A 25,861-nucleotide genomic window follows, 5' to 3' on the forward strand; every position below is an offset into this window, starting at 1 on the left:
TCGGTAGCTGTGGGCGCGCCTGCGTGGCGGAGCCGTAAATCGACACAGCCCCGCGCCCCTAGGCAGCTCACCTCACGCCTGCTGTGAAGCGGGCGGTCGAAACCGTTTAACGGCTACGGCCCCCCGCCCCATAGGATTGGCCCCAAACCACACACACTCACCCCAGAGGAACGCTGCATGCCTGGCATCACGCGCGAGGAGGTCGCCCACCTCGCCCGGCTGGCGCGTCTGGAGCTGAAGCCCGAAGAGCTCGAGCACTTCGCGGGACAGCTGGACGACATCATCGGCGCGGTCGCCCGCGTCAGTGAGGTCGCCGACCAAGACGTACCGCCGACCTCTCACCCGCTGCCGCTGACGAACGTCATGCGCGCGGACGAGGTCCGTCCCTCGCTCACCCCCGAGCAGGCGCTCTCCGGCGCCCCGGCCCAGGAGCAGCAGCGTTTCAAGGTGCCGCAGATCCTGGGGGAGGACTAATCACCATGACGGACCACAGCAGCATCATTCGGCTCACCGCCGCCGAGACCGCCGCGAACATCGCGTCCGGCGTGCTCACGGCCGTGGAGGTCACCGAGGCCCACCTCGCCCGGATCGAGGAGGTCGACGCGAAGGTGCACGCCTTCCTGCACGTCGACCGTGAGGGTGCCCTCGCGCAGGCCCGCGCCGTCGACGAGAAGCGGGCCAGGGGCGAGGAGTTGGGGCCGCTCGCCGGCGTTCCGCTCGCGCTCAAGGACATCTTCACCACCGAGGGCATTCCGACGACCGTCGGCTCGAAGATCCTCGAGGGCTGGATCCCGCCGTACGACGCGACCGTCACCAAGCGGCTGAAGGCCGCCGACGTCGTCATCCTCGGCAAGACCAACATGGACGAGTTCGCCATGGGATCCAGCACCGAGAACAGTGCGTACGGGCCCACCGGCAACCCCTGGGACCTCACCAAGATCCCCGGCGGCTCCGGTGGCGGTTCCTCCGCCGCCCTCGCCTCCTTCCAGGCGCCCCTGGCCATCGGCACCGACACCGGCGGTTCCATCCGTCAGCCGGCCGCCGTCACCGGCACGGTCGGCGTCAAGCCGACGTACGGGGCCGTCTCCCGCTACGGCATGGTCGCCTTCTCCAGCTCCCTCGACCAGGGCGGCCCGTGCGCCCGTACGGTCCTGGACGCGGCGCTGCTGCACGAGGTCATCGCCGGGCACGACCCGCTGGACTCGACCTCGATCGACGCGCCCGTCCCGCCGGTCGTCGAGGCCGCCCGGAACGGCAGCGTCGCCGGCATGCGCGTCGGCGTCGTCAAGCAGTTCCGCGGCGAGGGCTACCAGGCCGGTGTCATCCAGCGCTTCGACGAGGCCGTAGAGGTTCTCAAGGAACTGGGCGCCGAGATCGTCGAGTTGGACTGCCCGTCCTTCGACCTCGCCCTGTCGGCGTACTACCTGATCGCGCCGAGTGAGTGTTCGAGCAACCTCGCCCGCTTCGACGGTCTGCGCTACGGCCTCCGTACCGGCGACGACGGCACGCACTCCGCCGAGGAGGTCACCTCCCTCACCCGTGAGGCGGGCTTCGGCCCCGAGGTGAAGCGCCGGATCATGCTCGGGACGTACGCGCTGAGTTCTGGGTACTACGACGCCTACTACGGCAGCGCGCAGAAGGTCCGTACGCTCATCACCCGCGACTTCGAGAAGTCGTTCGAGAGCGTCGACGTGATCGTGTCGCCGACGACGCCGACCACCGCCTTCCCGATCGGTGAGCGTGCCGACGACCCGATGGCGATGTACCTCGCGGACCTGTGCACCATCCCGACCAACCTGGCGGGCAACTCGGCCATGTCGCTGCCCTGCGGTCTCGCACCGGAGGACGGTCTGCCGGTCGGGCTGCAGATCATCGCCCCGGCGCTGAAGGACGACCGCCTTTACAAGGTCGGCGCCGCCGTCGAGGCCGCCTTCGTGGAAAAGTGGGGGCACCCGCTGCTTGAGGAGGCACCGTCGCTGTGAGCAACGCACTGTCGAAGGCCAAGGGCTTCAAGAAGTCCAAGTCCGGCACGTATGTGTCCATCGCCACCACCGCGTTCGGCGCGCTGGGTGTCGCCAAGCAGATCAAGAAGGCGCGCACCGAGCACGACACGCTCCGTCTGATCGACGCCACGGTCTCCGCCGTCGCGATCGTCACCGGCCTCGCCATCCTGTACCGCGAGCTGAAGCGGCTGGGCGACGACGACGTCCTGCTGGGCTGAGAGGGAAAGTTCACCGTGACCACCACGACCGACCTGGAGTCGTACGAGGACGCTCTCGCGTCGTACGACCCCGTCATGGGCCTCGAGGTCCATGTCGAACTCGGCACCAAGACCAAGATGTTCTGCGGCTGTTCGACCGAACTGGGTGCCGAGCCCAACTCGCAGACCTGCCCGACCTGCCTCGGCATGCCCGGCGCGCTCCCGGTCGTCAACGCGATCGGCGTCGAGTCCGCGATCAAGATCGGCCTCGCGCTGAACTGCGAGATCGCCGAGTGGTGCCGCTTCGCCCGGAAGAACTACTTCTATCCGGACATGCCGAAGAACTTCCAGACCTCCCAGTACGACGAGCCGATCGCCTTCAACGGCTATCTGGACGTCCAGTTGGAGGACGGCGAGACCTTCCGGGTGCAGATCGAGCGCGCCCACATGGAGGAGGACACCGGCAAGTCGCTGCACGTCGGCGGCGCGACGGGCCGTATCCACGGCGCCTCGCACTCGCTGCTCGACTACAACCGCGCCGGCATCCCGCTCATCGAGATCGTCACCAAGCCGATCGAGGGTGCGGGCGAGCGCGCTCCCGAGGTCGCCAAGGCCTACGTCGCCGAGCTGCGCGAGCTGATCCGGGCCCTCGGTGTGTCCGAGGCGCGCATGGAGCAGGGGCAGATGCGCTGCGACGTGAACCTGTCGCTGCGCCCGCACGGCCGCGAGAAGTTCGGCACGCGGAGTGAGACCAAGAACGTCAACTCGCTGCGCTCCGTGGAGCGTGCAGCCCGCTACGAGATCCAGCGCCACGCCGCGGTGCTGAACGCCGGCGGCACGATCATCCAGGAGACCCGCCACTTCCACGAGGACACCGGGTCGACGACCTCGGGCCGCGTGAAGGAGGAGGCGGAGGACTACCGGTACTTCCCGGAGCCCGACCTGGTGCCGGTCGCCCCCTCGCGCGAGTGGGTCGAGGAGATCCGCGCCGGGCTGCCCGAGCAGCCGCTGGCCCGCCGCAACCGGCTGACCGAGGAGTGGGGGATCACCGCGTTCGACATGCAGTCGATCCTCAACGCCGGTGCCATCGACCCGATCGTCGCGACGATCGACGCCGGTGCCGACGCGGCCTCCGCCCGCAAGTGGTGGATGGGCGAACTGGCGCGCAGCGCCAACGAGTCGGGCAAGGCGCTCGACGAACTGCCCATCACGCCCGAGCAGGTCGCCCGGGTCACCGCGCTGGTGACCGCAGGTGAGCTGAACGACAAGCTGGCCCGCCAGGTCATCGAGGGCGTTCTCGCCGGCGAGGGCACTCCGGACGAGGTCGTCGAGAAGCGCGGTCTGAAGGTCGTCTCCGACGAGGGCGCCCTCACCACCGCCGTCCAGGAGGCCATCGCCGGCAACCCGGGCATCGCCGACAAGATCCGCGGCGGCAAGGTGGCCGCGGCCGGTGCCCTGGTCGGCGCGGTCATGAAGGCCACCCGAGGCCAGGCCGACGCGGCCCGCGTCAAGGAGCTCATCCTTGAGCAGCTGGGCGTCAGCGAGGGCTGAGACGCCGTAGGAAATCGACATCCCCGGGGGACGCATCGGCTGAGATGCGTCCCCCGGGGATGTTCGGTGAACGGGCCCCTCCGGTTCTGCGTAGCTTCCTGTGGGAGAGCAACGAGATTCTGGAGGACGTCGGTTGGCCGTGCACGAGGTCTCTCAGGAGCGCGAGGTCTCTCAGGAGGACGCGCTACTCTCGCCCGCCATGGACGGACGCGGAGATTCCGAGACACCGGACTTCGACGATCCCGCACTGGACGCGCGGCGGGCCCGCTGGACGGCTGCCCTGACCGGCGCCGTGCTGGCGCTGGCCGGTGTGGCGGCGGCGGCGCTCCGGGCCGGCGGTTCCGAACCGGTGCTCGTCCCGGCCGCGTACGCCGTGGGTGCCGCGCTGTGCGCGCTCGCGTCGGTGCTCGGCTCCCGTGGCCGTACCAGACGGGCGTTGTGGCTGCTGGTCGTCGGCGCGATGGTGATGGCGCTGGGGGACCAGTTCGACTGAGGCGCCTTCCGGGGTGACAGAGTCGTCGTTACTGTCCTGTGATCTGGCTCCCACTCCGGTGCTGAAGCCCTCGAACGTCATGAACGATCACTTTCGGCTGCGAGAGTGGGCCGCGTATTGCTCATGCGTTCTTTGCGGGCTGTTCATCTTTCGGACGATGTTTCCCGGTCAAAGATCCACAATTCGCCATCCCCGGGAGCACGTTCGTGGCAGCCCTTGCCCGCTGGTGTGTTCGGCACCGCCTCGCCGCCGTCCTGCTGTGGCTCCTCGCGTTCGGCGGGGTCACCGCTGCCGCTGCCGTCACCGGCTCGGCGTACTCGAACGACTACGAGGCCCCCGGCACCGAGTCGGGCCGTGCGACCCAACTGCTCAAAGAGAGCTTCCCGGGCCTCGGCGGCGACAGCGACACCGTCGTCTGGCGCACCTCGCCCGGCTCCGTCCGCGCCGCCGACGTCGAACAGACCATGACCGGCGCCCTGGACAAGATCGCGAGCCTCCCCGGAGTCGCCTCCGTGGTCAGCCCGTACGACGGTCAGGGCACCGGCCGGATCAGCGCCGACGGGCGGACCGCCTACGCCACCGTCACCTTCGCGCACCAGGCCGAGGACATCGACAAGTCCCAGGCGCAGGCGGTCGTCCGCGCCGCGAAGGCCGCCGGGACCGACGGGCTCCAGGTCGAGCTGGGCGGCAGCGCCATCGGGCTCACCGAGTCGTCGAGCGGGCACACCGCCGAGATCGTCGGGGTGGCCGTCGCCGCCCTCGTGCTGTTCCTCGCCTTCGGTTCGCTCGCCGCCTCGCTGCTGCCCATCGGCACCGCCCTGGTGAGCGTCGGCACCGCCTACGCGGCGATCGTGCTGCTCGGACACGCGATGACCGTCGCCGACTTCGCGCCCATGCTCGGCATGCTGGTCGGGCTCGGCGTCGGCATCGACTACGCCCTGTTCATCGTGACCCGGCACCGGCGCGGGCTGAAACGCGGACTGTCCGTCACCGAGGCCGTCACCAACGCCGTCGCCACCACCGGGCGCGCGGTCGTCTTCGCGGGCGCCACGGTGTGCATCGCGCTCCTCGGGATGCTGATCCTGCGGCTCGGCTTCCTCAACGGGGTCGCCGTAGCCGCCTCGTTGACCGTGATGCTCACCGTCGCGGCCTCAGTGACCCTGCTCCCGGCCCTGCTGTCCTTCATCGGCCCCCGGGCCCTCAGCCGCCGCGAACGGCGCCGGCTGGCCGAGCACGGGCCCCAGCCGGAGCTGCCCACCGGCCTCGCCGCCCGCTGGTCCGCGTTCGTCGAGCGCCACCCCAAACTCCTCGGCGCCCTCGCCCTGGTCGTCATCACCGTCCTCGCCCTGCCCACGCTCTCGCTCCACCTGGGCACCTCCGACCAGGGCAACGACCCGAAGACATCGACCACCCGCCAGGCCTACGACCTCCTGGCGGACGGTTTCGGCCCAGGCGTCAACGGCCCGCTCACCCTCGTCACCAAGATCGACGGCGCCGAGGACAAGCTCGCCCTCGACAACCTCGACGCCACCCTCCGCACCACCGAGGGCATCGCCTCCGTGACCCCGGTGACCTACGACGCCGGCGGCGCCACCGGCTACTTCACCGTCGTACCGGACTCGGCACCGCAGTCCCAGAAGACCAGCGACCTCGTCGAGCGGCTGCGCACCGAGGTACTGCCCCGGGCCGAGACGGGCACCTCGCTCGACATCCACGTGGGTGGCGTCACGGCCAGCTACGACGACTTCGCGGACGTCATCGTCGGCAAACTCCCTCTGTTCGTCGGGGTCGTGATCTCGCTCGGCTGTGTGCTGCTCCTGCTCGCCTTCCGGTCCGTCGGCATCCCGCTCAAGGCCGCCGCGATGAACGTCGCCGCCGTGGCCGCCGCCTTCGGGGTCGTCGTCGTGATCTTCCAGTGGGGCTGGGGGAGCGAGTTCCTCGGTCTCGGCCGGGCCGGACCCATCGAACCCTTCCTCCCCGTGATCATGGTCTCGGTCCTCTTCGGGCTCTCGATGGACTACCAGGTCTTCCTGGTCAGCCGGATGTACGAAGAATGGCTGGAAACCGGCGACAACCGCCGGGCCGTCCGCGTCGGTCTCGCCGAGACCAGCCGGGTCATCAACTCGGCCGCCGTCATCATGATCTCGGTCTTCCTCGCCTTCGTGCTCAGCGGCGACCGCGTGATCGCCATGTTCGGCATCGCGCTCGCCTCCGCCGTCGCCCTGGACGCGTTCGTCCTGCGCACCCTCCTGGTGCCGGCCCTCATGCACCTGCTCGGCGGCGCCAACTGGTGGCTGCCCCGCCGCCTGGACCGCGTTCTGCCCCGCATCAGCATCGAGCCCCCCGAGTGCCGCGCCGCCCATGAGAGGCTGGCTGCCGCGACGGACGCCGAGGTGGCGGACGTACTGGCGAAGGAGCGGGAGCGGGATGTACGCGATATCCCTGGGTGACGACGGGGCCGAACTGCGTCCCCTGGAGGTGTGGCACGCCGAGGAGTTCCTCGCCCACCTGGACCGCGGCCGGGAGTTCATCGGCCATTTCATCACCTTCGGCTCGAAGGCGACCGACGTCGAGTCCACTCGGGAGATGCTCCAGCGCTACGCCGACCTGCGCGCCGCCGACAGCGCGTCCCTGCACGGCATCTGGCTGGACGGCAAGCTCGTCGGCGGTGTCCTCTTCCTCAACTTCCACGCCGACCAGGGCAACTGCGAGGTCGGCTGCTGGCTGGAACCCGCCGCCGCCGGGCGCGGGCTGATCACCCGGGCGATCCGGATCCTCATCGATTTCGCGATCGAGCAGCGCGGTGTCCACCGGGTCGAATGGCATGCCGCCGCGGGCAATGAGAAGAGCCTGAATGTTGCGCGCCGCATGGGCATGACCAGGGACGGCATCCTCCGCGCGGCACACCCCCACGGGGGCGTACGGCACGACATAGAGGTGTGGTCCGTGCTCGCGCCCGAGTGGCGCGAGGCACGCGCGCGTGCCCGGCACAGCGATCTTTAAGGAACTTCTCAGAAACCACCCCTACCGTGCGCACCATGGGTACCAAGACTGTTGACGAGGCCGCGAACGAGGCCCCCGAGGTGAAGAGCGACGCGGAAACCGTCGACGTCACCAAGACCGATGTGACGAAGGCCGATGTCACCAAGACCGACGAGGAAGTGACCGAGCAGGAAGCTGCGGACACCGAGGCTGAGGCCGAGGCCTCCGAGGACGAGGACGACCTCACCGAGGAGGAGTACGCGGCCGAGCTCGCGAAGCTCGGCCTCGAGGAGCCGGAAAGCTCCACCGGCGTCGGCCAGGGTGCCGCCGCCGTGGTCTCCGCCGCGCTCGGCTTCATCTCGCTCTCCGGAAGCTGGATCGGCACCCTCGCCGGCGCCCGCGCGCAGCTCAACGGCCAGCTCCACACCGCGTCCACCGCGAGCGTGGCCACCCAGATCAAGGAGGTCTACGGCACCTCCTGGCACGCCACCGCGATCTGGGCCGGTCTTTTCGCGCTCGTGGCCGCCCTCGTGGGTGTCGGCGCGCTCGTCCGGCCCGCGTTCGGCACCCCGGGCAAGCCGCAGGCCACCTGGATCAAGTCGGTCGCCTGGGCGGGCGTCGTGCTCGGCGTCGTAGGCCTGCTGCTGGCCGTCCTCAAGTACACCGACGCCCTGCTGGCCATGCCGTCCGCGAGCTGAGTCACCGCAGTTCACCAGGGGTCTTAGGTCCTCCGTAAGCACCTTACGGAGGACCTGAGGCCCCTTACTCATGTCTAAGGCCCGCCCGGCCCCGCAAGATGCGGAACTCTCCCGATGTGGCGGACCCCCCTTGGAGACGAAGGTTGAGGCATCGCAGAGAGCGAAGCCGGAAAAACCGCCTCTACCAAGGGACTTGAGATGTACGAGTACGAGATGCACCAGCTCCGTTCCGCCGAACTCCGCCGGCAGGCCGCCAACGAGCGGCTGGCCCGCGAGGCCGTCCGCGGCGCCCGCGCCGCCCGCCGCGAGCAGGCCAGGCAGGCCGTGGAGAGCGAGGTGCATACCGAACGCCCGCGCAGGCACCTGTTCGCCCGCGCCTCGTGACCGGCCGGGAACGGGAGGGCGGCCGTACGGCGCCCGCCGCGGTGCTCCTCCCCGCGACCGCCCTCCCGAAAACGGGTGCCGCGTTGTCAGACCCGCGTGACATCCTCGGGACCGTGGAGACCAGGTCCGTCAGTCCGGTCTTCGTCGGCCGGGCCGACGAACTGGACACGCTGAACGACGCGCTCGCCCGTGCTGCCGCGGGCGAGCCGCAGGCGTTGCTGCTGGGCGGCGAGGCCGGCGTCGGCAAGACCAGGCTGGTCGAGGAGTTCGCCACGGCCGCCTGCCGCCGGGGCGCGGTCGTCGCGCTCGGTGGCTGTGTCGAGATCGGCGCGGACGGCCTGCCCTTCGCCCCGTTCTCCACGGCCCTGCGCGCCCTGCGCCGCGAGTTGCCCGCCGAACTGTCCACGGCCGCCGCCGGCCAGGAGGAGGAACTCGCCCGGCTGCTCCCCGAGTTGGCGGAGACCCCCACCGCGCACCGGGCCCGCCGCGGCGACGAGGAGGGCATGGCCCGCCTCTTCGAACTCACCGCGCGCCTCCTGGAGCGAGTAGCCGCCGAGCGCACGGTCGTCGTCGCCCTGGAGGACCTGCACTGGGCCGACGCCTCCACCCGCCACCTCCTCGCCTACCTGTTCCGCACCCTGCGCACCGGCCGCCTCCTCGTCCTCGCCACCTACCGCGCCGACGACATCCACCGCCGCCACCCGCTGCGCCCCCTGCTCGCCGAACTCGACCGGCTCCGCACGGTCCGCCGGATCGAGCTCGCCCGCTTCAACCGGCAGGAGGTGGCCCGCCAGATCGCGGGCATCCGCGCCGCCGAGCCCGACCAGGCCCAGGTCGACGAGATCTTCCGGCGCTCCGACGGCAACGCCTTCTTCGTCGAGGAACTCGCCGTCGCCGCCGACGACGGCTGCCGCACCGGCCTCACCGACTCCCTGCGCGACCTGCTCCTCGTCCGGGTCGAGTCGCTGCCCGAGAGCGCCCAGCGGGTCGCCCGGATCGTCGCCGAGGGCGGCTCCACCGTCGAGTACCGCCTGCTCGCCGCCGTCGCGAGGCTCGCCGAGGACGACCTCATCGAGGCACTCCGGGCGGCCGTCGGCGCCAACATCCTCCAGGCCGCGCCCGGCGGCGACGGCTACCGCTTCCGCCACTCCCTGGTCCGCGAGGCGGTCGGCGACGACCTGCTGCCCGGCGAGCGCTCCCGCCTCAACCGCCGCTACGCCGAAGCCCTGGAGGCCGACCCGACGCTCGTCCCGGCCGACCAGCGCGTCACGCGGCTGGCGAGCTACTGGTACCACGCCCACGACCCCGCCAAGGCCCTCCCCGCCGTCCTGGACGCCTCCGTCGCGGCCCGCGGCCGCCACGCCCACTCCGAGCAACTGCGGCTCCTGGAGCGGGCGATGGAGCTGTGGGACACCGTCCCCGACGAGGTACGCGCCGGTCTGCGGCCCGTCGACTACGCCGAGGTGTATCCCGCCTGCGGCTGCGACCCGGAGACCACACCCCTGCACTACCTCGACCTGATGGCGGAGGCAGCCGTCGCCGGGCGGCTCAGCGGGGAGCGCGAGCGCGCGCTGAAGATCACCAAGAGGGCCCTGCATCTCATCAACGAGGAGGGGGACCCGCTGCGGGCCGCCTGGTTCTGGGTGCAGCGGTCCGTCCTGATCCGGCACCAGGGCCGCGGCGACGGCTGGTCGGAACTCGCCTCCGCGCAGGAGCTGGTGCGCGGTCTGCCGCCCTCCGAGGTGCACGCGGAGGTGCTGGCCAAGGTCGCCGGCTGGTCGATGGTGCACGTTCCGGGACCGGAGGCGTATGTGGCCGCCGAGCGCGCGGTCGAGTACGCGCGCATGGTGGGCGCCCGCGAGATCGAGATGGACGCCCGCCTCACCCTGGCCGGCCTCATGGTCGCCTCCGGCGATGTCGAGGCGGGCCTCGCCGAGCTGGTCGAGGTGAACGAACGGACGGTCGCCGAGGGCATCTCCAGTGTCGCGGGCCGCAGTTATGTGAACCTTCCGTCCTCCCTGGAAACCGTCGGCCGCTCCCGCGAGGCCGTGCCGATCCTGGAGACCGGACTCGCCTTCGCCAAGAAGTACGGCCAGTTCGACAAGGAGGCCTGGATCTGGGGCAACCTCGCCGAATCCCTCTTCACCCTCGGCCGCTGGGACGAGGCCGCCGAGGCCGCGACCAAGGCCGAGCGGGTGGGCCAGAGCTCCAAACCCCGCGGCTTCCACGCCCGTCTTCGGGCCGAACTCGCGCTCGCCCGGGGCGAGGTGGCCGAGGCCCGCCGCCAACTGGCCGCCGCCCGCGAGCACTACGGCATCCATGACGTCGCACCCCAGCACCACCAGCCCCTGGAGCGGATCGAGATCCAGGTCGCCGCCGCCGAGGGCCGCCTCCTCGACGCCCGCGCCACCCTCGAACAGGCCCTGGACTCCGGGTTCCGGCCCGGCACCCACTTCGAGACCTGGCCCCTGCTGGTGGCCGCCGCCGTCGCCGAGGCCCAGGCCATCGGTCTGCTCGCCGCCGACCCCGGCCGCCCCAAGATCCTCGAACGCATCCGGGAGGCCGCGAAACGGGTCGCCACCAACGCCCCCGTCTGGCAGGCCCACGAGCGCTGGCTGCGCGCCGAACTGCTGCGCGCCGAGGGCCGCTGCACCCCGGACGACTGGTCCGAGGCGGTCGCCGCCTTCGAGCGCCTCGACCGCCCCTACGACCTCGCCCGCGTCCGCCACCGCCTGGCCGAAGCGCTCCTGTCCGGGACCGGCGGCGACACCGGCACCGACACCGACGGCGGCAGCGGTGACGACCGGCGCGACCGCGCCACCGAACTCCTCCGGCTGTCCGGAGCCGTCGCCGAGCACCTGGGCGCCCGCCCGCTCGCCGACTCCGTCGTCCTGCTCGCCCAGCGGGCCCGGCTGACGCTCACCAGGGTCCCGGCGCCGCGAGCCGTCTCCGCCGACCCCGTGGAGGCGCTCGGCCTCACCAGCCGGGAGCGCGACGTCCTGCGCCTGGTCTCCGACGGCCGCACCAACCGGCAGATCGCCGAGGAACTCTTCATCTCCCCGAAGACCGCGAGCGTCCACGTCTCGAACATCCTCGGCAAGCTCGGCGTCTCCGGCCGGGGCGAGGCGGCGGCCGTGGCCCACCGGCTGGGGCTGTTCCCGCCCGACCCGCTCACCGTGCGTTCGGCCGGATGAGTCGTACGCTGTAGGAGACCGGGCCAGGGGAGGCGCCGTGTTCAACATGTTCGAGGAACTGTTCTCACCGGGCCGCAAGCACACCGAGGACGAGCGCAACCGGCTGGAGATGACCAGGGTCGACGTCGCCGACGGCGACCCCGGACGCGGGCCGATAGACCTGGAGTCCGGCAAGGTCGTCGTCCGCCTGCCCGGAGCCGAGGCCACAGCTGACGTCGACTCCGACCCCTCCGCTACGACACCTGAAGCTCCAGAATCCGGTCGTCCCCCGACTTAGGCGTGCCGCGGCCGTCCGTGTTGCTGGTCACCAGCCACAGTTTGCCGCCGCCCGCCGAGACCACCGTGCGCAGGCGGCCGTACTCGCCGGTGAGGAAGGCCTGCGGGGCGGCCGAAGCCTTTGTGCCGTCCAGCGGGATGCGCCACAGGCGCTGCCCCTTCAGGCCCGCCATCCATATCGAGCCCTCGGCGTAGGCGATACCGCTGGGGGAGGCGTCGTCGGTGTGCCACTGGGTGATCGGGTTGTGGTACTTGGAGTCGCTGCTTTTGCCTTCGGCGTTCGGCCAGCCGTAGTCGTCGCCCGGAGTGATCGCGTTCAGCTCGTCCCAGGTGTCCTGGCCGAACTCCGAGGCGAACAGCCGCTGCTTGGAGTCCCAGGCGAGGCCCTGCACATTGCGGTGGCCGTAGGTGTACACCGGCGAGTTCGCGAACGGGTTGCCCGGTGCCGGGTCGCCCTCCGGGGTCAGCCGCAGGATCTTGCCGCCCAGGGACTTCTTGTCCTGCGCCAGACCCCGCTGACCGCTCTCGCCCGTGCCCGCGTACAGCATGCCGTCCGGGCCGAAGGCGATCCGGCCGCCGTTGTGGATATAGCCCTTGGGGATGCCCTTGAAGATCGTGTCCGGGGCGCCCAGCTGCTCACCGGCCGGCTTCTTCGGGTCGTACAGCATGCGGACGATGCGGTTGTCCGAGTCAGAGGTGAAGTAGGCGTAGATCATGCGGTCCGAGGCGTAGTCCGGGGAGAGCGCGATGCCGAGGAGGCCGCCCTCGCCCGCGGGGGAGACCCCTGAGACCGTGCCCAGCTCGGTCTTCCGGCCGGTCTTCTCGGTGATCAGGGCGATCGTGCCGTCGTCGCGGGAGGAGACGAGGAGGTTCCCGTCGGGCAGCGGAGCCAGGCCCCAGGGGGTCTTCAGGCCCTCGGTGACCGTGCGCAGCACCTTCACGGTGCCCTTGGCGGGCGGGATCCGCGCGGCGGGCTGTCCGGAGGACGACGACCCCGTGGTCGTACTGGCGCTGCCCGAGGGCGTGGGCGTCCCGTAGCGCGGGTCCTCGCCGCCGGAGGAGCAGCCGGCCGTCAGCAGGAGTGCGGTCACGGCCAGGGCGGCCGGCACGACTCGACGTTGCACGATCAGGTCCCTTCGACGGGCGGGTTCTACTTGTCATACACCGCTCGCGCCGGACGGGTTCCCGATCATCGACGACCGACGCAGGATCGAGCCCTCTTCCGCATTCGGCGGTCAGTCCCAGGAGCCCAGTGCCGCCGGGAGTTCCGCCACCTCCGTGAGGTCCTCCGGTGTGAGGCGTAGTTCCGCCGCCCCCGCGTTCTCCGTCACCCAGCGCTCCTGCTTGGTGCCCGGTACCGGCACCACGTGCGGGCCCTGCGCCAGTACCCAGGCCAGGGCCACCTGGGCCGGGGTGACCTCGGGGCCGTGGCGGCGGGCCACCCTGCGCAGCCCGGCCACGATCGGCTGGTTCGCGGCGGTCATCTCGGCGGTGAACCGGGGGTGGCGGGCGCGCACGTCGTCCGGTTCGAAGCCCTCGCCCGGGGTCAGGGTGCCGGTGAGGAAGCCGTTGCCGAGCGGCATCGCGGCCAGAAAGCCGACCCCGCGCGCCGCGCACCACGGCAGCAGCGCGTCCAGCGCCTCCGTCGACCACACCGACAGCTCGGCCTGTACGGCCGTCACCGGGAACACCTGCTGTACGCGCCGGAGTTGGCGGATCGTTCCGTCATGCAGCCGCGCCCCGGGCCGGCGTGCGGAGCGGGCGCCGACCGCGCACATCCCCAACGCCCTTACTTTTCCCGCCTGTACGAGATCCGCCATCGCGCCCCAGGTCTCCTCGACCGGGACCTCGGGGTCGGCGCGGTGCAGTTGGTAGAGGTCGATCACCTCGGTCTGGAGGCGGCGCAGCGAGGCGTCGCAGGCGCGTTTCACATAGCCGGGGCGGCCGTTGGCCACGATGTGCTGTTCGCCGACCAGCAGGCCGACCTTGGTCGACACGAACGCGTCCTGCCGCCGTTCCTTCAACACCCGCCCCAGCAAAAGCTCGTTGGTGAACGGGCCGTACATGTCGGCGGTGTCCAGCAGCGTCATGCCCAGATCGAGCGCCCGGTGCACGGCCCTGACCGACTCGTCGCCCCGCTGCCGCGACCCGCTGTAGGCCCAGTTCATCGGCATGCAGCCGAGCCCGACGGCCCCCATCGAGAGCGCCCCCGCGCCGATCGTCCTGCGCTCCACCTGCTCGTGACCCTCCCTCTCCTGGCCCACCAACCTAACCTCTACGCGCGCGCGTGCCTGACATAGCCTCCTGCCCATGACTGTCGACGTGTGGCTGCCCATCCCGCCGGAGGAGATCGAAGGGCTCCCCGAGGGGCCCGACTACCTGTTCTGGGACGGAGGTGAGGAGGGCGATCAGGAGTTCCCCGGTGATCCGGCTGACTGCGTTCTGTACGTCGTGCCGTACATGAAGCGTCACCCCGTGAAGACACGGCCTCTCGAACACATGCGGAATCTCCAGGTCATTCAGACGCTGACGGCCGGGATCGACGACATGACCGCGGACCTCTCCCTGATCGTCCCGGGGGTGCGGCTGTGCAACGCCCGCGGAGTGCACGAGGCGAGCACCGCCGAACTCGCGCTCGCGCTGACCCTCGCCTCGCTGCGCGGCATCCCGCAGTTCGTGCGGGCGCAGCAACAGGAGCGCTGGCAGGGCGACTTCCACCCGGCGCTCGCCGACCGGTCCGTCCTCATCGTCGGCTACGGCGCCATCGGCGCGGCCATCGAGGACCGGCTCACTCCCTTCGAGCTCGCGCGGGTGGCGCGCGTGGCGCGCTCCGGGCGCACCACGGAGCGCGGACCGGTGCATCCGTTCACCGACCTGCCCGCCCTGCTCCCGGACGCGGACGTCGTCATCCTGTCCACGCCCCTCACGGAGACCACCCGTCATCTGGTCGACGCCGAGTTCCTGGCCCGGATGAAGGACGGGGCGCTGCTGGTCAACGTGGCCCGCGGTCCCGTCGTGGACACCAAGGCGCTGCTCGCGGAGCTGGAAAGCGGCCGTATCACCGCCGCGTTGGACGTCACCGACCCCGAACCGCTGCCCCAGGGGCACCCGTTGTGGCAGGCGCCCGGGGTGCTGATCAGTCCGCATGTCGGTGGGCCCACGTCGGCGTTCCTGCCGCGTGCGAAGCGTCTGGTTGTGGACCAGTTGGGGCGGTTCGTGAACCATGAGCCGCTGCGCAACGTGATCCTTACGACAGGACCAACCGAGTAGCCGCAACAGGCGCGCAATCCGCTTCCGGTACCCTCCGCAACCTTCCGGAAGCGGGGCGTGCACGCATCTCCGCTGGTCGTCACGGAGCGTAGAGGAACTATGTCCCTGAGTGACGAGACTGGTGTATCGTCCCGGCAGGGGCTGCGCCGCGCACCGTTCGGCGCCGGGGACGGACATTTCAGACTGTGAGGGGGGCGACGGGCGATGCACGGCCTATGGACGAGCGATCCGACGCGGCGGGGCCGCCGGCGGCGACCCTGGCGCACCGCCGCGCGCAGACGCGGCCACCACGGCGATCACGGCAATCACAGCGGTCACGACAGCCGCGGCGGTCAGGGCGGCCGGCCCAGCCACCCCAGCCATCACCACCGCAGGCACAACGGCCGCCGCAGGCACGCCCATCCAGCGCACCGGGGCCCGCGGGACCGGGGAGCGACACGGACCGGGAGGGCCCGGTGAGTTCGCCACCGTCTGCGACGACCACCCTCAATGCGGCCCTCCGGGACCGGACTTCGCCGGGAGCGCGGCAGCCGGGACCGCCGGCCTCCGGCGGCTGGGGCCTGGTCCAGCAACTCGTCCTGGCCCTGGTGTGCGCGGGATACGCCGTCGGTTCCGCGCTCGACTGGGGCTCGCGCCAAGTAGCCCTGATCATGGGCGACTTCGGACTCAGCGCGGCGGCCGGTACCGCCGCCGTCTCCTGCTTCCTCTACGCGCGAAGCCGTCGTATCCGCTTTCGACCCGCCTGGCTGCTGTTCTCGCTCTCCTCGGCGATGGCGGCACTGGGCAACGGAGTCTGGGGGTGGTACGAGGTCGTCCTGGAGCGCACCGTGCCCAGCCCCAGCTTCGCCGACCTGTTCTTCCTGTGCTTCGCGCCGCCCGCCATCGTCGGCCTCCTGGTGCTGGCCAAACGGCCCGTCACCAAGGCGGGTTGGGTCTGTCTGGCGCTGGACGCCTGGCTGATCGGCGGCTCGCTGCTCACGCTCTCGTGGAGCCTCGCGCTGGCCCAGGCCGCCAAGTTCGACGGGCCGAGCGTGGCCCACACCGCGCTCTCCCTGGCGTACCCGCTGCTCGACATCGCCCTGGTCAGCATGGTGCTCGCGCTGCACTTCCGGCGCTCCTCGGTCAACCGCACCGCCGTGAACACCGCGATCGGCGCGCTGGCCCTGACCGTGATGTGCGACGCCCTGTTCACCTCGCCGCTGCTCCACAACAACTACCACTCCGGCCAGTTGCTCGACGCGGGCTGGTTCGCCGGCTCGCTGCTCCTCGCCTACGCCCCGTGGGCCGCGCCCCGGCACGCCCAGCCCGAGGACGACGGGCACACGCGCGTGGTCCACGAACACCGGCCCGGACAGCGCTCCGGCGTCCAGCACCCGGCACCCGCGCCGGGCGGCGACCACGGCCGCTATCCGGCCACCCGGCCCATCGCCGGCTCACTGGCCGCGCTCACCCCGTATCTCGCCGCCGCCGTCTGCACGCTGGGGATCCTCTACAACGTCCTCAACGGCCGCAGCCCCGACCGCGTGGTGCTCATCACCGCGGGCTGCGTGGTGCTCGCCCTCGTGGTCCGCCAGGGCATCATGCTGCTCGACAACATCACCCTCACCCAGGAGCTGGCCCAGAAGGAGAACCACTTCCGCTCCCTGGTGCAGGGCTCCAGCGACGTCATCATGATCGCCGCCCCGAACGGCATCCTGCGCTACGTCTCCCCGGCCGCCGCCGGTGTCTACGGCAAGGCCGCCGAGGAACTGGTCGGGAACGAACTCGCCTCGCTCATCCACCCCGAGGACCTCGGCTGTGTGGTGCACGAGGTGCGCCGCTTCCTCGCCGCCAGCCCCTTCGAGGAGTCCAACACCCGTATCGAGTGCCGCTTCCGCTCCGGCGACGGCGGCTGGCTCAACGTCGAGTCGACCGTCAACCGCCATCACGGCGGCCTGATCTTCAACAGCCGGGACGTGACCGAACGCGTGCGCCTCCAGGCGCAGTTGCAGCACAACGCCGAGCACGACCCGCTCACCGACCTGCCCAACCGCGCCCTGTTCACCAGGCGCGTCCAGCAGGCCCTGTCCGGCCGCCGCTCCACCGACCGCGGTACGGCCGTCCTCTTCATCGACCTCGACGGCTTCAAGGCCGTCAACGACACGATCGGCCACCAGGCGGGGGACGAGCTCCTCATCCAGGCCGCCCGCAGACTCGACGGCGCGGTCCGGCACGGCGACACCGCCTCCCGGCTCGGCGGCGACGAGTTCGCGGCCCTGATCGTCGGGGACGGCACCCGGGACCGGGCGGCCCGCGAGCGGCACATCATGGAACTCGCCGACCGCCTGAGAATCACCCTGTCCCAGCCGTATCTGATCGACGGCAACGATGTCCGTGTCGCCGCGTCCATCGGCGTCGCCTTCGCCGAACCGGGCCTGGGCGCGGGGGAGTTGCTGCGCAACGCCGACCTCGCGATGTACCGCGCCAAGGGGGCGGGCAAGGGCCGGGTCGAGCTGTACGCCCCGCAGATGCAGCAGGACGTCGTACGGAAGGCGGAGCTGGCCACCCGGCTGCGGGCCGCGCTGCACGACGGCGAGTTCGCGCTGCTGCACCAGCCCGTGGTGTCGCTGACGGACGGCCGGATCACGTCGGTCTCCACGCAGGCGCGATGGCGTTCGTCGCAGGGCGTGCTGTTCACGCCGGCCGAGTTCCTGCGGGTGGCCGAGGACAGCGACAAGACCGCCGAGCTGGGGCGCTGGATGCTGGAGGAGGCCGTGGAGCAGGCCGCCGAACGCCTCGCGGTCGGGCCCACCGTGTCCGTGGCCGTGCGGATGAGCGCCCGGCGGCTGCTGGACAAGTCGATGCCGCTCGGCTCGATCGAGGCCCTGCTGACCCGGCACGGGCTGCCGTCGGGCTCCCTGGTCATCGAGCTGTCCGACACCGACCCGCGGGTCTCCCTGGACGAGCTGGAGCGCCGGCTGACCGCCCTGCGGCGGCTCGGCGTCCGGATCGCCCTCGACGGCTTCGGCAGTGGTTACGCGACCATCACGACGCTACGGCGGCTCCCCGTCGACGTACTGAAACTGGACCGCAGTCTGGTCGAGGGCGTCGTCGAGTCCGCGCGGCTCCACAAGATCACCAGCGGGCTGCTGCGGATCGCCGGGGACCTCGGGCTCCAGTCCGTGGCCGACGGGGTCGACCTGCCGGAACAGGTGGTCGCCCTGCGCGCGATGGGCTGCACCCACGGACAGGGCATGGCCTTCTCCGGACCGCTCGACGAGTACCGGCTGCGCCGGGCCCTGTCCTGCGGCCACTATCCGGTGCCGCACGGTCCCGCGGAGCCCGCGTTCGCGGGCGGCGCCCCGGGGGTGTACACCAGTGGTGTGCCCGTCGTTTTCGGGGGCGGAACGGCCCTCCGCTCACATAATGAGACTCCCGTCCCACCCACTTGACAGTCGGTGCGTGCCGGGGGGAGGGTCAGTCCCATGCGCACCCGAATTCTCGTACTTGGAAAGCGCGTCGGCTGAAGCTGGTGACCTCCGGACGGACCCGGAACTCCCAGCGACCGCACCCGGCGCGCTCCCCTCGCTTGCCTCACGGCACGAGGGGTTTTTTGTTGCACAGGATCGAGTCGTGCAGCAGCAGAACCCCGCACAAACCTCGCAAAAACCCTCAGCATCGAGAAGAGAATGACGATGACCGAGCAGGCCACCGGGGCCCATCCGCAGCCGCGGCCCCGATCCGGAGGACAGCCGTCCGCCCCCGAGCACGTCACGGGCGCGCAGTCCCTCATCCGCTCTCTCGAGGAAGTCGGGGCCGACACGGTATTCGGCATCCCCGGCGGTGCGATCCTTCCGGCGTACGACCCGCTTATGGACTCGACGCGGGTGCGTCACGTCCTGGTCCGGCACGAGCAGGGCGCGGGTCACGCGGCCACCGGCTACGCGCAGGCCACCGGCAAGGTCGGCGTCTGCATGGCCACCTCAGGGCCCGGCGCCACCAACCTGGTGACGCCGATCGCCGACGCGCACATGGACTCGGTGCCGCTCGTGGCGATCACCGGGCAGGTCGCGTCCAAGGCGATCGGTACGGACGCCTTCCAGGAGGCGGACATCGTCGGCATCACGATGCCGGTCACCAAGCACAACTTCCTGGTCACCAGGGCCGAGGACATCCCGCGCGTCATCGCGCAGGCCTTCCACATCGCCTCCACCGGCCGCCCGGGACCGGTGCTGGTCGACATCGCGAAGGACGCCCTCCAGGCGAAGACCACCTTCTCCTGGCCGCCGGTCATGGACCTGCCCGGCTACCGCCCGGTGACCAAGCCGCACGCCAAGCAGATCCGCGAGGCCGCCAAGCTGATCACCGCCGCGAAGCGGCCCGTCCTCTACGTCGGCGGCGGCGTCATCAAGGCGCACGCCACCGGCGAGCTGAAGGTCCTCGCGGAACTCACCGGAGCGCCCGTCGTCACCACCCTGATGGCGCGCGGCGCATTCCCCGACAGTCACGAGCTGCACGTGGGAATGCCGGGCATGCACGGTTCGGTCACCGCCGTCACCGCGCTGCAGAAGAGCGACCTGATCGTCGCCCTCGGAGCCCGCTTCGACGACCGCGTCACCGGCAAGCTGGACAGCTTCGCGCCGTACGCCAAGATCGTCCACGCCGACATCGACCCGGCCGAGATCGGCAAGAACCGCGCCGCCGACGTGCCGATCGTCGGGGACGCCCGCGAGGTCATCGCCGACCTGGTCCAGGCCGTGCAGAAGGAGCACAGCGAGGGGCACACGGGCGACTACACCGCCTGGTGGAAGGACCTCAACCGCTGGCGCGAGACCTACCCGCTCGGCTACGACCAGCCCGACGACGGCTCGCTCTCCCCGCAGCAGGTCATCGAGCGGATCGGCCAACTCGCCCCGGAGAACACGATCTTCGCGGCGGGCGTCGGCCAGCACCAGATGTGGGCCTCGCAGTTCATCAAGTACGAGAAGCCCGCGACCTGGCTCAACTCCGGCGGCGCCGGAACCATGGGCTACGCGGTCCCGGCCGCGATGGGCGCCAAGGCCGGGGCCCCCGAGCAGACGGTCTGGGCGATCGACGGCGACGGCTGCTTCCAGATGACCAACCAGGAACTCACCACCTGCGCCCTGAACAACATCCCGATCAAGGTCGCCATCATCAACAACGGCGCCCTCGGCATGGTCCGCCAGTGGCAGACCCTGTTCTACAACCAGCGCTACTCCAACACCGTGCTGCACAGCGGCCCGGAGGCGGACGGCAAGCAGCCGAGCGCGGGCACCCGCATCCCCGACTTCGTCAAGCTGTCGGAGGCGATGGGCTGTTACGCGATCCGCTGCGAGTCCCCCGACGACCTCGACAAGGTCATCGAGGAGGCGAACTCGATCAACGACCGCCCCGTCGTGATCGACTTCATCGTCCACGAGGACGCCATGGTGTGGCCGATGGTCGCCGCCGGCACCTCGAACGACGAGGTCATGTTCGCCCGGGACGTCCGCCCCGACTTCGGCGACAACGAAGACGACTGAGCGAGAGAGACCACAGAGAAATGTCCAAGCACACGCTCTCCGTCCTGGTGGAGAACAAGCCAGGTGTCCTCGCCCGGATCACCGCCCTGTTCTCCCGGCGCGGCTTCAACATCGACTCCCTCGCCGTCGGAGTCACCGAGCACCCCGACATCTCCCGCATCACGATCGTGGTGAACGTGATCGAGGCACTCCCGCTCGAACAGGTCACCAAGCAGCTCAACAAGCTCGTCAACGTGCTGAAGATCGTCGAACTGGAGCCGGGTTCCGCCGTTCAGCGCGAACTCGTTCTGGTGAAGGTGCGCGCCGACAACGAGACGCGCTCCCAGATCGTCGAGATCGTCCAGCTCTTCCGCGCCAAGACCGTCGACGTCTCCCCGGAGGCCGTCACCATCGAGGCCACCGGCTCCAGCGACAAGCTGACCGCCATGCTCAAGATGCTGGAGCCGTACGGCATCAAGGAGCTGGTCCAGTCCGGCACGATCGCCATCGGCCGCGGCGCGCGCTCCATCACCGACCGCTCGCTGCGCGCGCTCGACCGCTCCGCGTAGACCCGTGTGCGGGCGGCCCCGGCCGCCCGCATTCCGAGACCCCCGAACTTCGATTCCGCCCGCCGTCATACGGTGGGACGCAACACCTGCACACCAAGGAGAGAACCCAAAGTGGCCGAGCTGTTCTACGACGCCGACGCCGACCTGTCCATCATCCAGGGCCGCAAGGTCGCGGTCATCGGCTACGGCAGCCAGGGCCACGCCCACGCGCTGTCGCTCCGTGACTCGGGTGTCGACGTCCGAGTCGGTCTGCACGAGGGCTCCAAGTCCAAGGCGAAGGCCGAGGAGCAGGGCCTGCGCGTGGTGACGCCCTCCGAGGCCGCCGCCGAGGCCGACGTCATCATGATCCTCGTGCCGGACCCGATCCAGGCCCAGGTCTACGAGGAGTCCATCAAGGACAACCTCAAGGACGGCGACGCGCTGTTCTTCGGCCACGGCCTGAACATCCGCTTCGACTTCATCAAGCCGCCGGCCGGCGTCGACGTCTGCATGGTTGCCCCCAAGGGCCCGGGCCACCTGGTGCGCCGCCAGTACGAGGAGGGCCGCGGCGTTCCGTGTATCGCGGCCGTCGAGCAGGACGCGACCGGCAACGGCTTCGCGCTCGCGCTGTCGTACGCGAAGGGCATCGGCGGCACCCGCGCCGGCGTCATCAAGACGACCTTCACCGAGGAGACCGAGACCGACCTGTTCGGTGAGCAGGCCGTTCTCTGCGGTGGTACGGCCGCGCTGGTCAAGGCCGGTTTCGAGACGCTGACCGAGGCCGGCTACCAGCCCGAGATCGCGTACTTCGAGTGCCTGCACGAGCTGAAGCTCATCGTCGACCTCATGTACGAGGGCGGCCTGGAGAAGATGCGCTGGTCGATCTCCGAGACCGCCGAGTGGGGCGACTACGTCACCGGCCCGCGGATCATCACGGACGAGACCAAGGCCACGATGAAGCAGGTCCTCGCCGAGATCCAGGACGGCACGTTCGCGCGTGAGTGGATGGCCGAGTACCACGGTGGCCTGAAGAAGTACAACGAGTACAAGCAGAAGGACGCCGAGTCCCTGCTGGAGACCACCGGCAAGCAGCTCCGCAAGCTGATGAGCTGGGTCGACGAAGAGGCGTAAGCCCCGGGGCCGAGGGGCCGGAGCAACAGCTCCGGCCCCTTTGTCCAACCCGTCCAGCCTCGGACGGGTGATCCTTCCGCAGAGGCGTAAGACGACTGTCGGAGCGCCACTACACTGCCGTACTACATACGCGTCAGGCCCACAGCGTCGTGCGTCTCCACGCGGCCCGTACCTCCACCGCCTGCGGCCGTCGGGACGGCCGTCCGCACGCAATGGACTTGTGAGGACTCACGTGAGCTCGAAACCTGTCGTACTCATCGCTGAAGAGCTGTCGCCCGCGACGGTGGACGCCCTCGGCCCGGACTTCGAGATCCGCCACTGCAACGGCGCCGACCGGGGCGAGCTGCTCCCCGCGATCGCCGACGTGGACGCGATCCTGATCCGTTCGGCCACCAAGGTCGACGCCGAAGCGGTCGCCGCCGCACGGAAGCTGAAGGTCGTCGCACGAGCCGGCGTCGGCCTGGACAACGTGGACGTCTCCGCCGCCACCAAGGCCGGCGTGATGGTCGTCAACGCCCCCACCTCGAACATCGTCACCGCCGCCGAGCTGGCCTGCGGTCTGCTGCTGGCGACCGCACGCCACATCCCGCAGGCCAACGCCGCGCTGAAGAACGGCGAGTGGAAGCGCAGCAAGTACACGGGCGTCGAGCTGGCCGAGAAGACCCTCGGCGTCGTCGGCCTCGGCCGCATCGGCGCGCTCGTCGCGCAGCGCATGTCCGCGTTCGGGATGAAGGTCGTCGCCTACGACCCCTACATCCAGCCCGCGCGGGCCGCGCAGATGGGCGTCAAGATCCTGTCGCTCGACGAGCTGCTCGAAGTCTCCGACTTCATCACCGTGCACCTGCCCAAGACCCCGGAGACGGTCGGTCTGATCGGCGACGAGGCGCTGCGCAAGGTCAAGCCGACCGTCCGCATCGTCAACGCCGCGCGCGGCGGGATCGTCGACGAGGAGGCGCTGTACTCCGCGCTCAAGGAGGGCCGCGTCGCCGGCGCCGGCCTCGACGTGTACGCGAAGGAGCCCTGCACCGACTCCCCGCTCTTCGAGTTCGACCAGGTCGTCTCCACCCCGCACCTCGGCGCCTCCACGGACGAGGCCCAGGAGAAGGCCGGTGTCTCGGTCGCCAAGTCGGTGCGCCTCGCGCTCGCCGGTGAACTCGTCCCCGACGCGGTCAACGTCCAGGGCGGAGTCATCGCCGAGGACGTCAAGCCCGGCCTGCCGCTCGCCGAGAAGCTCGGCCGCATCTTCACCGCCCTCGCGGGCGAGGTCGCGGTCCGCCTCGACGTCGAGGTCTACGGCGAGATCACCCAGCACGACGTCAAGGTGCTCGAACTCTCCGCTCTCAAGGGCGTGTTCGAGGACGTCGTCGACGAGACCGTGTCGTACGTCAACGCCCCGCTGTTCGCGCAGGAGCGCGGCGTCGAGGTACGGCTGACGACCAGCTCCGAGTCCGCCGACCACCGCAACGTCGTCACCGTGCGCGGCACGCTGAGCAGCGGCGAGGAGGTCGCGGTCTCCGGCACGCTGGCCGGCCCCAAGAACCTCCAGAAGATCGTCGCGGTCGGCGACTACGACGTCGACCTCGCGCTCGCCGACCACATGGTGGTGCTGCGGTACGAGGACCGTCCCGGTGTCGTCGGCACGGTCGGCCGTATCTTCGGTGAGTCCGGGATCAACATCGCCGGTATGCAGGTGTCGCGGTCGGTCGCGGGTGGCGAGGCGCTGGCCGTGCTGACGGTCGACGACACGGTTGCCGCGGGCGTGCTGGCGGAGGTGGCCGAGGAGATCGGCGCGACGTCGGCTCGTTCGGTCAACCTCGTCTGATCCTGGTCTGGTGTTGAGGTGGTGCTGGGGGCTCCGCCCCCAGACCCCCGATCGGCCCTGAAGGGGCCTCGTCCTCAAACTCCCCCAGAGGGGGACCCCCAACGGGCTGGATTTTGCCGGCCTGCGTTGAAAGGGCACCGACCGCGTTTGTACGTGAACGCCGGGCGGGTCGAGGAGAGAATCCTCAACCCGCCCGGCGTTGCTGTGTGTTGGGGTCTCACGCCTGTGCTTCCTGCGGCTCCGCCGCCACCCGCTCCGGTGCCTGCACCCGCAGCCCCCGCAGGGTCCGCGTCGCCGCGATCGCCGCGCCCAGCAGCAGTACCGCGCCCGCGATCGCCGCTCCGTGCATGCCGTCGGTGAAAGCCTCCCGTGCGGTCGCTGTCAGGGCATCTCCCGTGTGCCCCGGTAGCTGTCGGGCGACGGCCAGTGCGCCGCCGAGGGTTTCGTGGGCCGGGGCGGGGGCCGAGGACGGGATGCCGTGGCGGTAGAGGGCCGTACCGATGGAGCCGAGGACTGCCATGCCGAGCGCGCCGCCGAACTCCGCGCCCGTCTCCATCAGCGAGGACGCTACGCCCGCCTTCTCCACCGGGGCGCTGCCCATCGCGAGGTCCATGATCTGGGACATCACCATGACGATCCCGGAGGCGAGGACTCCGGCGGCGGCCAGGGCGAGCCAGAGGGAGTCGGTGCCGGTGAGGGCGAGCATGCCGTAGCCGCCGGAAGCGAGGGCGAAGCCGGTCGCGACGACGTAGGCGCGGTCGACTCCCTTCTGTACAAGGGTTGTTGCGAGCGGGGCCGCCGCGCCGATCGGCACCGAGGGGAGCAGCGCCCACAGGGCCGCCTCCATCGCGCTCTTGCCGAGCACGGACTGCAGGTACTGCGTGGTGAAGAAGGCCGAGCCCATCATCCCGAAGGCGGAGATGAGGTTGAGGAGGACGGAGGGGGCGAAGCCGCGGGCCCGGAAGAGGGTCGGGTCGATCATCGGGGAGGCGGTGGTGCGCTGGCGGTGGACGAAGAGCGTGGCGAAGAGCAGGCCGACCGTGATCGAGACGACGTACTGGACGTGCCAGCCCTCGGACGGGATCTCCTTGAGGCCGTAGATCACGGGCAGGACCGCGGCCAGGGACAGCGGGACGCTCGGCCAGTCGAAGCGGCCGGGGGCCGGGTTCTTCGACTCGGGGAGCAGGAACGGGCCGATGAGCAGGAGCAGGGCCATCGCGGGGAGGTTGATCAGGAAGACCGAGCCCCACCAGAAGTACTGGACCAGGACACCGCTCAGCACCGAGCCGAGCGCGACACCGGCGGTCATCACGCCTGACCACAGACCGATCGCCTTCGCGCGCTGGCCGGGGTCGGTGAACATCGTGCGCAGCAGCGCCATCGTCGAGGGCATCAGGGTCGCGCCGCCGATGCCGAGGACCGCGCGGGCGGCGATCAGGGTCTCGGCGCTGTTCGCGTAGGCGGCGACAAAGGACGCGGTGCCGAAGGCGGCCGCGCCGATCAGGAGGAGCCGGCGGCGGCCGATGCGGTCGCCGATCGAGCCCATCGTCATCAGCAGGCCGGCCAGGACGAAGGCGTAGATGTCGAAGATCCACAGCTGCTGGGTGCCGCTCGGCTCCAGGTCCGCGCTGATCGCCGGGATGGCGAAGTAGAGGACGGAGACGTCCATGGAGACCAGCAGCAGCGGGAGCATCAGGACGCCGAGGGCGGTCCATTCGCGGCGCCCGGCAAGGGAGTCGGGGGTGCTCGCGGGGTTCGTCGAGCTCGGTGAGTTCGTCATGGCAGTGAATGTACGCGCGTCTTAAACGCTT

The 25,861-nt window shown here is 70.5% G+C and carries 20 protein-coding genes; 17 read left to right on the forward strand and 3 right to left on the reverse strand.

Annotated features, from left to right (window positions below; all coding sequences use genetic code 11):
- Nucleotides 1-177 precede the first annotated feature (177 nt).
- From gatC to SSP08S_RS16115, 11 genes are all read left to right on the forward strand, one after another.
- On the forward strand, nt 178-474 hold the full coding sequence (gene gatC / locus SSP08S_RS16065) for an Asp-tRNA(Asn)/Glu-tRNA(Gln) amidotransferase subunit GatC (RefSeq protein WP_007384860.1): 297 nt from the start codon (nt 178-180) through the stop codon (nt 472-474).
- Nucleotides 475-479: 5 nt separating this feature from the next.
- On the forward strand, nt 480-1,982 hold the full coding sequence (gene gatA, locus SSP08S_RS16070; protein ID WP_019068645.1) for an Asp-tRNA(Asn)/Glu-tRNA(Gln) amidotransferase subunit GatA: 1,503 nt from the start codon (nt 480-482) through the stop codon (nt 1,980-1,982).
- Nucleotides 1,979-2,221, forward strand: a complete 243-nt coding sequence (locus SSP08S_RS16075) for a hypothetical protein (RefSeq protein ID WP_019068646.1) — start codon at nt 1,979-1,981, stop codon at nt 2,219-2,221. Before gatA ends, SSP08S_RS16075 begins: the two co-directional genes overlap by 4 nt.
- Nucleotides 2,222-2,236: 15 nt before the next feature.
- Complete coding sequence (gene gatB / locus SSP08S_RS16080) at nt 2,237-3,751, forward strand: Asp-tRNA(Asn)/Glu-tRNA(Gln) amidotransferase subunit GatB (RefSeq protein WP_019068647.1); 1,515 nt, start codon at nt 2,237-2,239, stop codon at nt 3,749-3,751.
- Nucleotides 3,752-3,950: 199 nt separating this feature from the next.
- Nucleotides 3,951-4,244: a hypothetical protein gene (locus SSP08S_RS16085; RefSeq protein WP_026178535.1), complete on the forward strand. Its 294-nt coding sequence runs from the start codon at nt 3,951-3,953 to the stop codon at nt 4,242-4,244.
- A gap of 206 nt (nt 4,245-4,450) precedes the next feature.
- Nucleotides 4,451-6,694, forward strand: coding sequence for an MMPL family transporter (locus SSP08S_RS16090; protein ID WP_019068649.1), 2,244 nt, complete (start codon nt 4,451-4,453; stop codon nt 6,692-6,694).
- Complete coding sequence (locus SSP08S_RS16095; RefSeq protein WP_019068650.1) at nt 6,672-7,247, forward strand: GNAT family N-acetyltransferase; 576 nt, start codon at nt 6,672-6,674, stop codon at nt 7,245-7,247. The genes SSP08S_RS16090 and SSP08S_RS16095 overlap by 23 nt, the downstream gene beginning before the upstream one ends.
- 35 nt (nt 7,248-7,282) lie before the next feature.
- On the forward strand, nt 7,283-7,924 hold the full coding sequence (locus SSP08S_RS16100) for a hypothetical protein (protein WP_019068651.1): 642 nt from the start codon (nt 7,283-7,285) through the stop codon (nt 7,922-7,924).
- A 198-nt stretch (nt 7,925-8,122) separates the two neighbouring features.
- The gene (locus SSP08S_RS16105) at nt 8,123-8,308 is read left to right on the forward strand and encodes a hypothetical protein (RefSeq protein ID WP_019068652.1); all 186 of its coding nucleotides are present in this window, start codon (nt 8,123-8,125) and stop codon (nt 8,306-8,308) included.
- Between the two features lie 101 nt (nt 8,309-8,409).
- A complete protein-coding gene (locus SSP08S_RS16110) occupies nt 8,410-11,502 on the forward strand; it encodes a helix-turn-helix transcriptional regulator (RefSeq protein ID WP_043259489.1) in 3,093 nt (1,030 codons plus the stop codon).
- Nucleotides 11,503-11,548: 46 nt separating this feature from the next.
- On the forward strand, nt 11,549-11,779 hold the full coding sequence (locus tag SSP08S_RS16115; protein ID WP_235029454.1) for a DUF6191 domain-containing protein: 231 nt from the start codon (nt 11,549-11,551) through the stop codon (nt 11,777-11,779).
- On the opposite strand, the gene SSP08S_RS16120 is transcribed toward SSP08S_RS16115, so the two are convergent.
- Together SSP08S_RS16120 and SSP08S_RS16125 are read right to left on the reverse strand one after the other, a co-directional pair.
- Entirely contained in the window at nt 11,736-12,887 is a 1,152-nt protein-coding gene (locus SSP08S_RS16120) for a PQQ-dependent sugar dehydrogenase (RefSeq protein WP_019068654.1), read from the reverse strand. The two genes, SSP08S_RS16115 and SSP08S_RS16120, sit on opposite strands and share 44 nt — an antisense overlap.
- A gap of 126 nt (nt 12,888-13,013) precedes the next feature.
- Entirely contained in the window at nt 13,014-14,012 is a 999-nt protein-coding gene (locus SSP08S_RS16125; protein ID WP_026178537.1) for an aldo/keto reductase, read from the reverse strand.
- 76 nt (nt 14,013-14,088) lie between these two features.
- On the opposite strand from SSP08S_RS16125, the gene SSP08S_RS16130 reads away from it, so the two are divergent.
- The 6 genes from SSP08S_RS16130 (at nt 14,089) to serA (ending at nt 24,050) form a co-directional block, all read left to right on the forward strand.
- Complete coding sequence (locus SSP08S_RS16130; RefSeq protein ID WP_019068656.1) at nt 14,089-15,048, forward strand: 2-hydroxyacid dehydrogenase; 960 nt, start codon at nt 14,089-14,091, stop codon at nt 15,046-15,048.
- Nucleotides 15,049-15,503: 455 nt separating this feature from the next.
- Nucleotides 15,504-18,479 carry a putative bifunctional diguanylate cyclase/phosphodiesterase gene (locus SSP08S_RS16135; protein WP_019068657.1) on the forward strand — a complete coding sequence of 992 codons (2,976 nt, stop codon included), beginning with the start codon at nt 15,504-15,506 and terminating at the stop codon, nt 18,477-18,479.
- A 237-nt stretch (nt 18,480-18,716) separates the two neighbouring features.
- Nucleotides 18,717-20,570: an acetolactate synthase large subunit gene (locus SSP08S_RS16140; RefSeq protein ID WP_019068658.1), complete on the forward strand. Its 1,854-nt coding sequence runs from the start codon at nt 18,717-18,719 to the stop codon at nt 20,568-20,570.
- A gap of 20 nt (nt 20,571-20,590) precedes the next feature.
- The gene (gene ilvN, locus SSP08S_RS16145; RefSeq protein WP_019068659.1) at nt 20,591-21,118 is read left to right on the forward strand and encodes an acetolactate synthase small subunit; all 528 of its coding nucleotides are present in this window, start codon (nt 20,591-20,593) and stop codon (nt 21,116-21,118) included.
- Nucleotides 21,119-21,229: 111 nt separating this feature from the next.
- On the forward strand, nt 21,230-22,228 hold the full coding sequence (ilvC, locus tag SSP08S_RS16150) for a ketol-acid reductoisomerase (protein WP_019068660.1): 999 nt from the start codon (nt 21,230-21,232) through the stop codon (nt 22,226-22,228).
- Nucleotides 22,229-22,460: 232 nt separating this feature from the next.
- Nucleotides 22,461-24,050, forward strand: coding sequence for a phosphoglycerate dehydrogenase (gene serA, locus SSP08S_RS16155; RefSeq protein ID WP_019068661.1), 1,590 nt, complete (start codon nt 22,461-22,463; stop codon nt 24,048-24,050).
- A gap of 217 nt (nt 24,051-24,267) precedes the next feature.
- Here serA and SSP08S_RS16160 read toward each other — a convergent pair whose 3' ends face one another.
- Nucleotides 24,268-25,830 carry an MFS transporter gene (locus tag SSP08S_RS16160; protein WP_019068662.1) on the reverse strand — a complete coding sequence of 521 codons (1,563 nt, stop codon included), beginning with the start codon at nt 25,828-25,830 and terminating at the stop codon, nt 24,268-24,270.
- Nucleotides 25,831-25,861: the final 31 nt, after the last annotated feature.

Origin of the sequence: Streptomyces hokutonensis, from assembly GCF_000376565.1 — a bacterium.
Classification (GTDB): Bacteria; Actinomycetota; Actinomycetes; order Streptomycetales; family Streptomycetaceae; genus Streptomyces; species Streptomyces hokutonensis.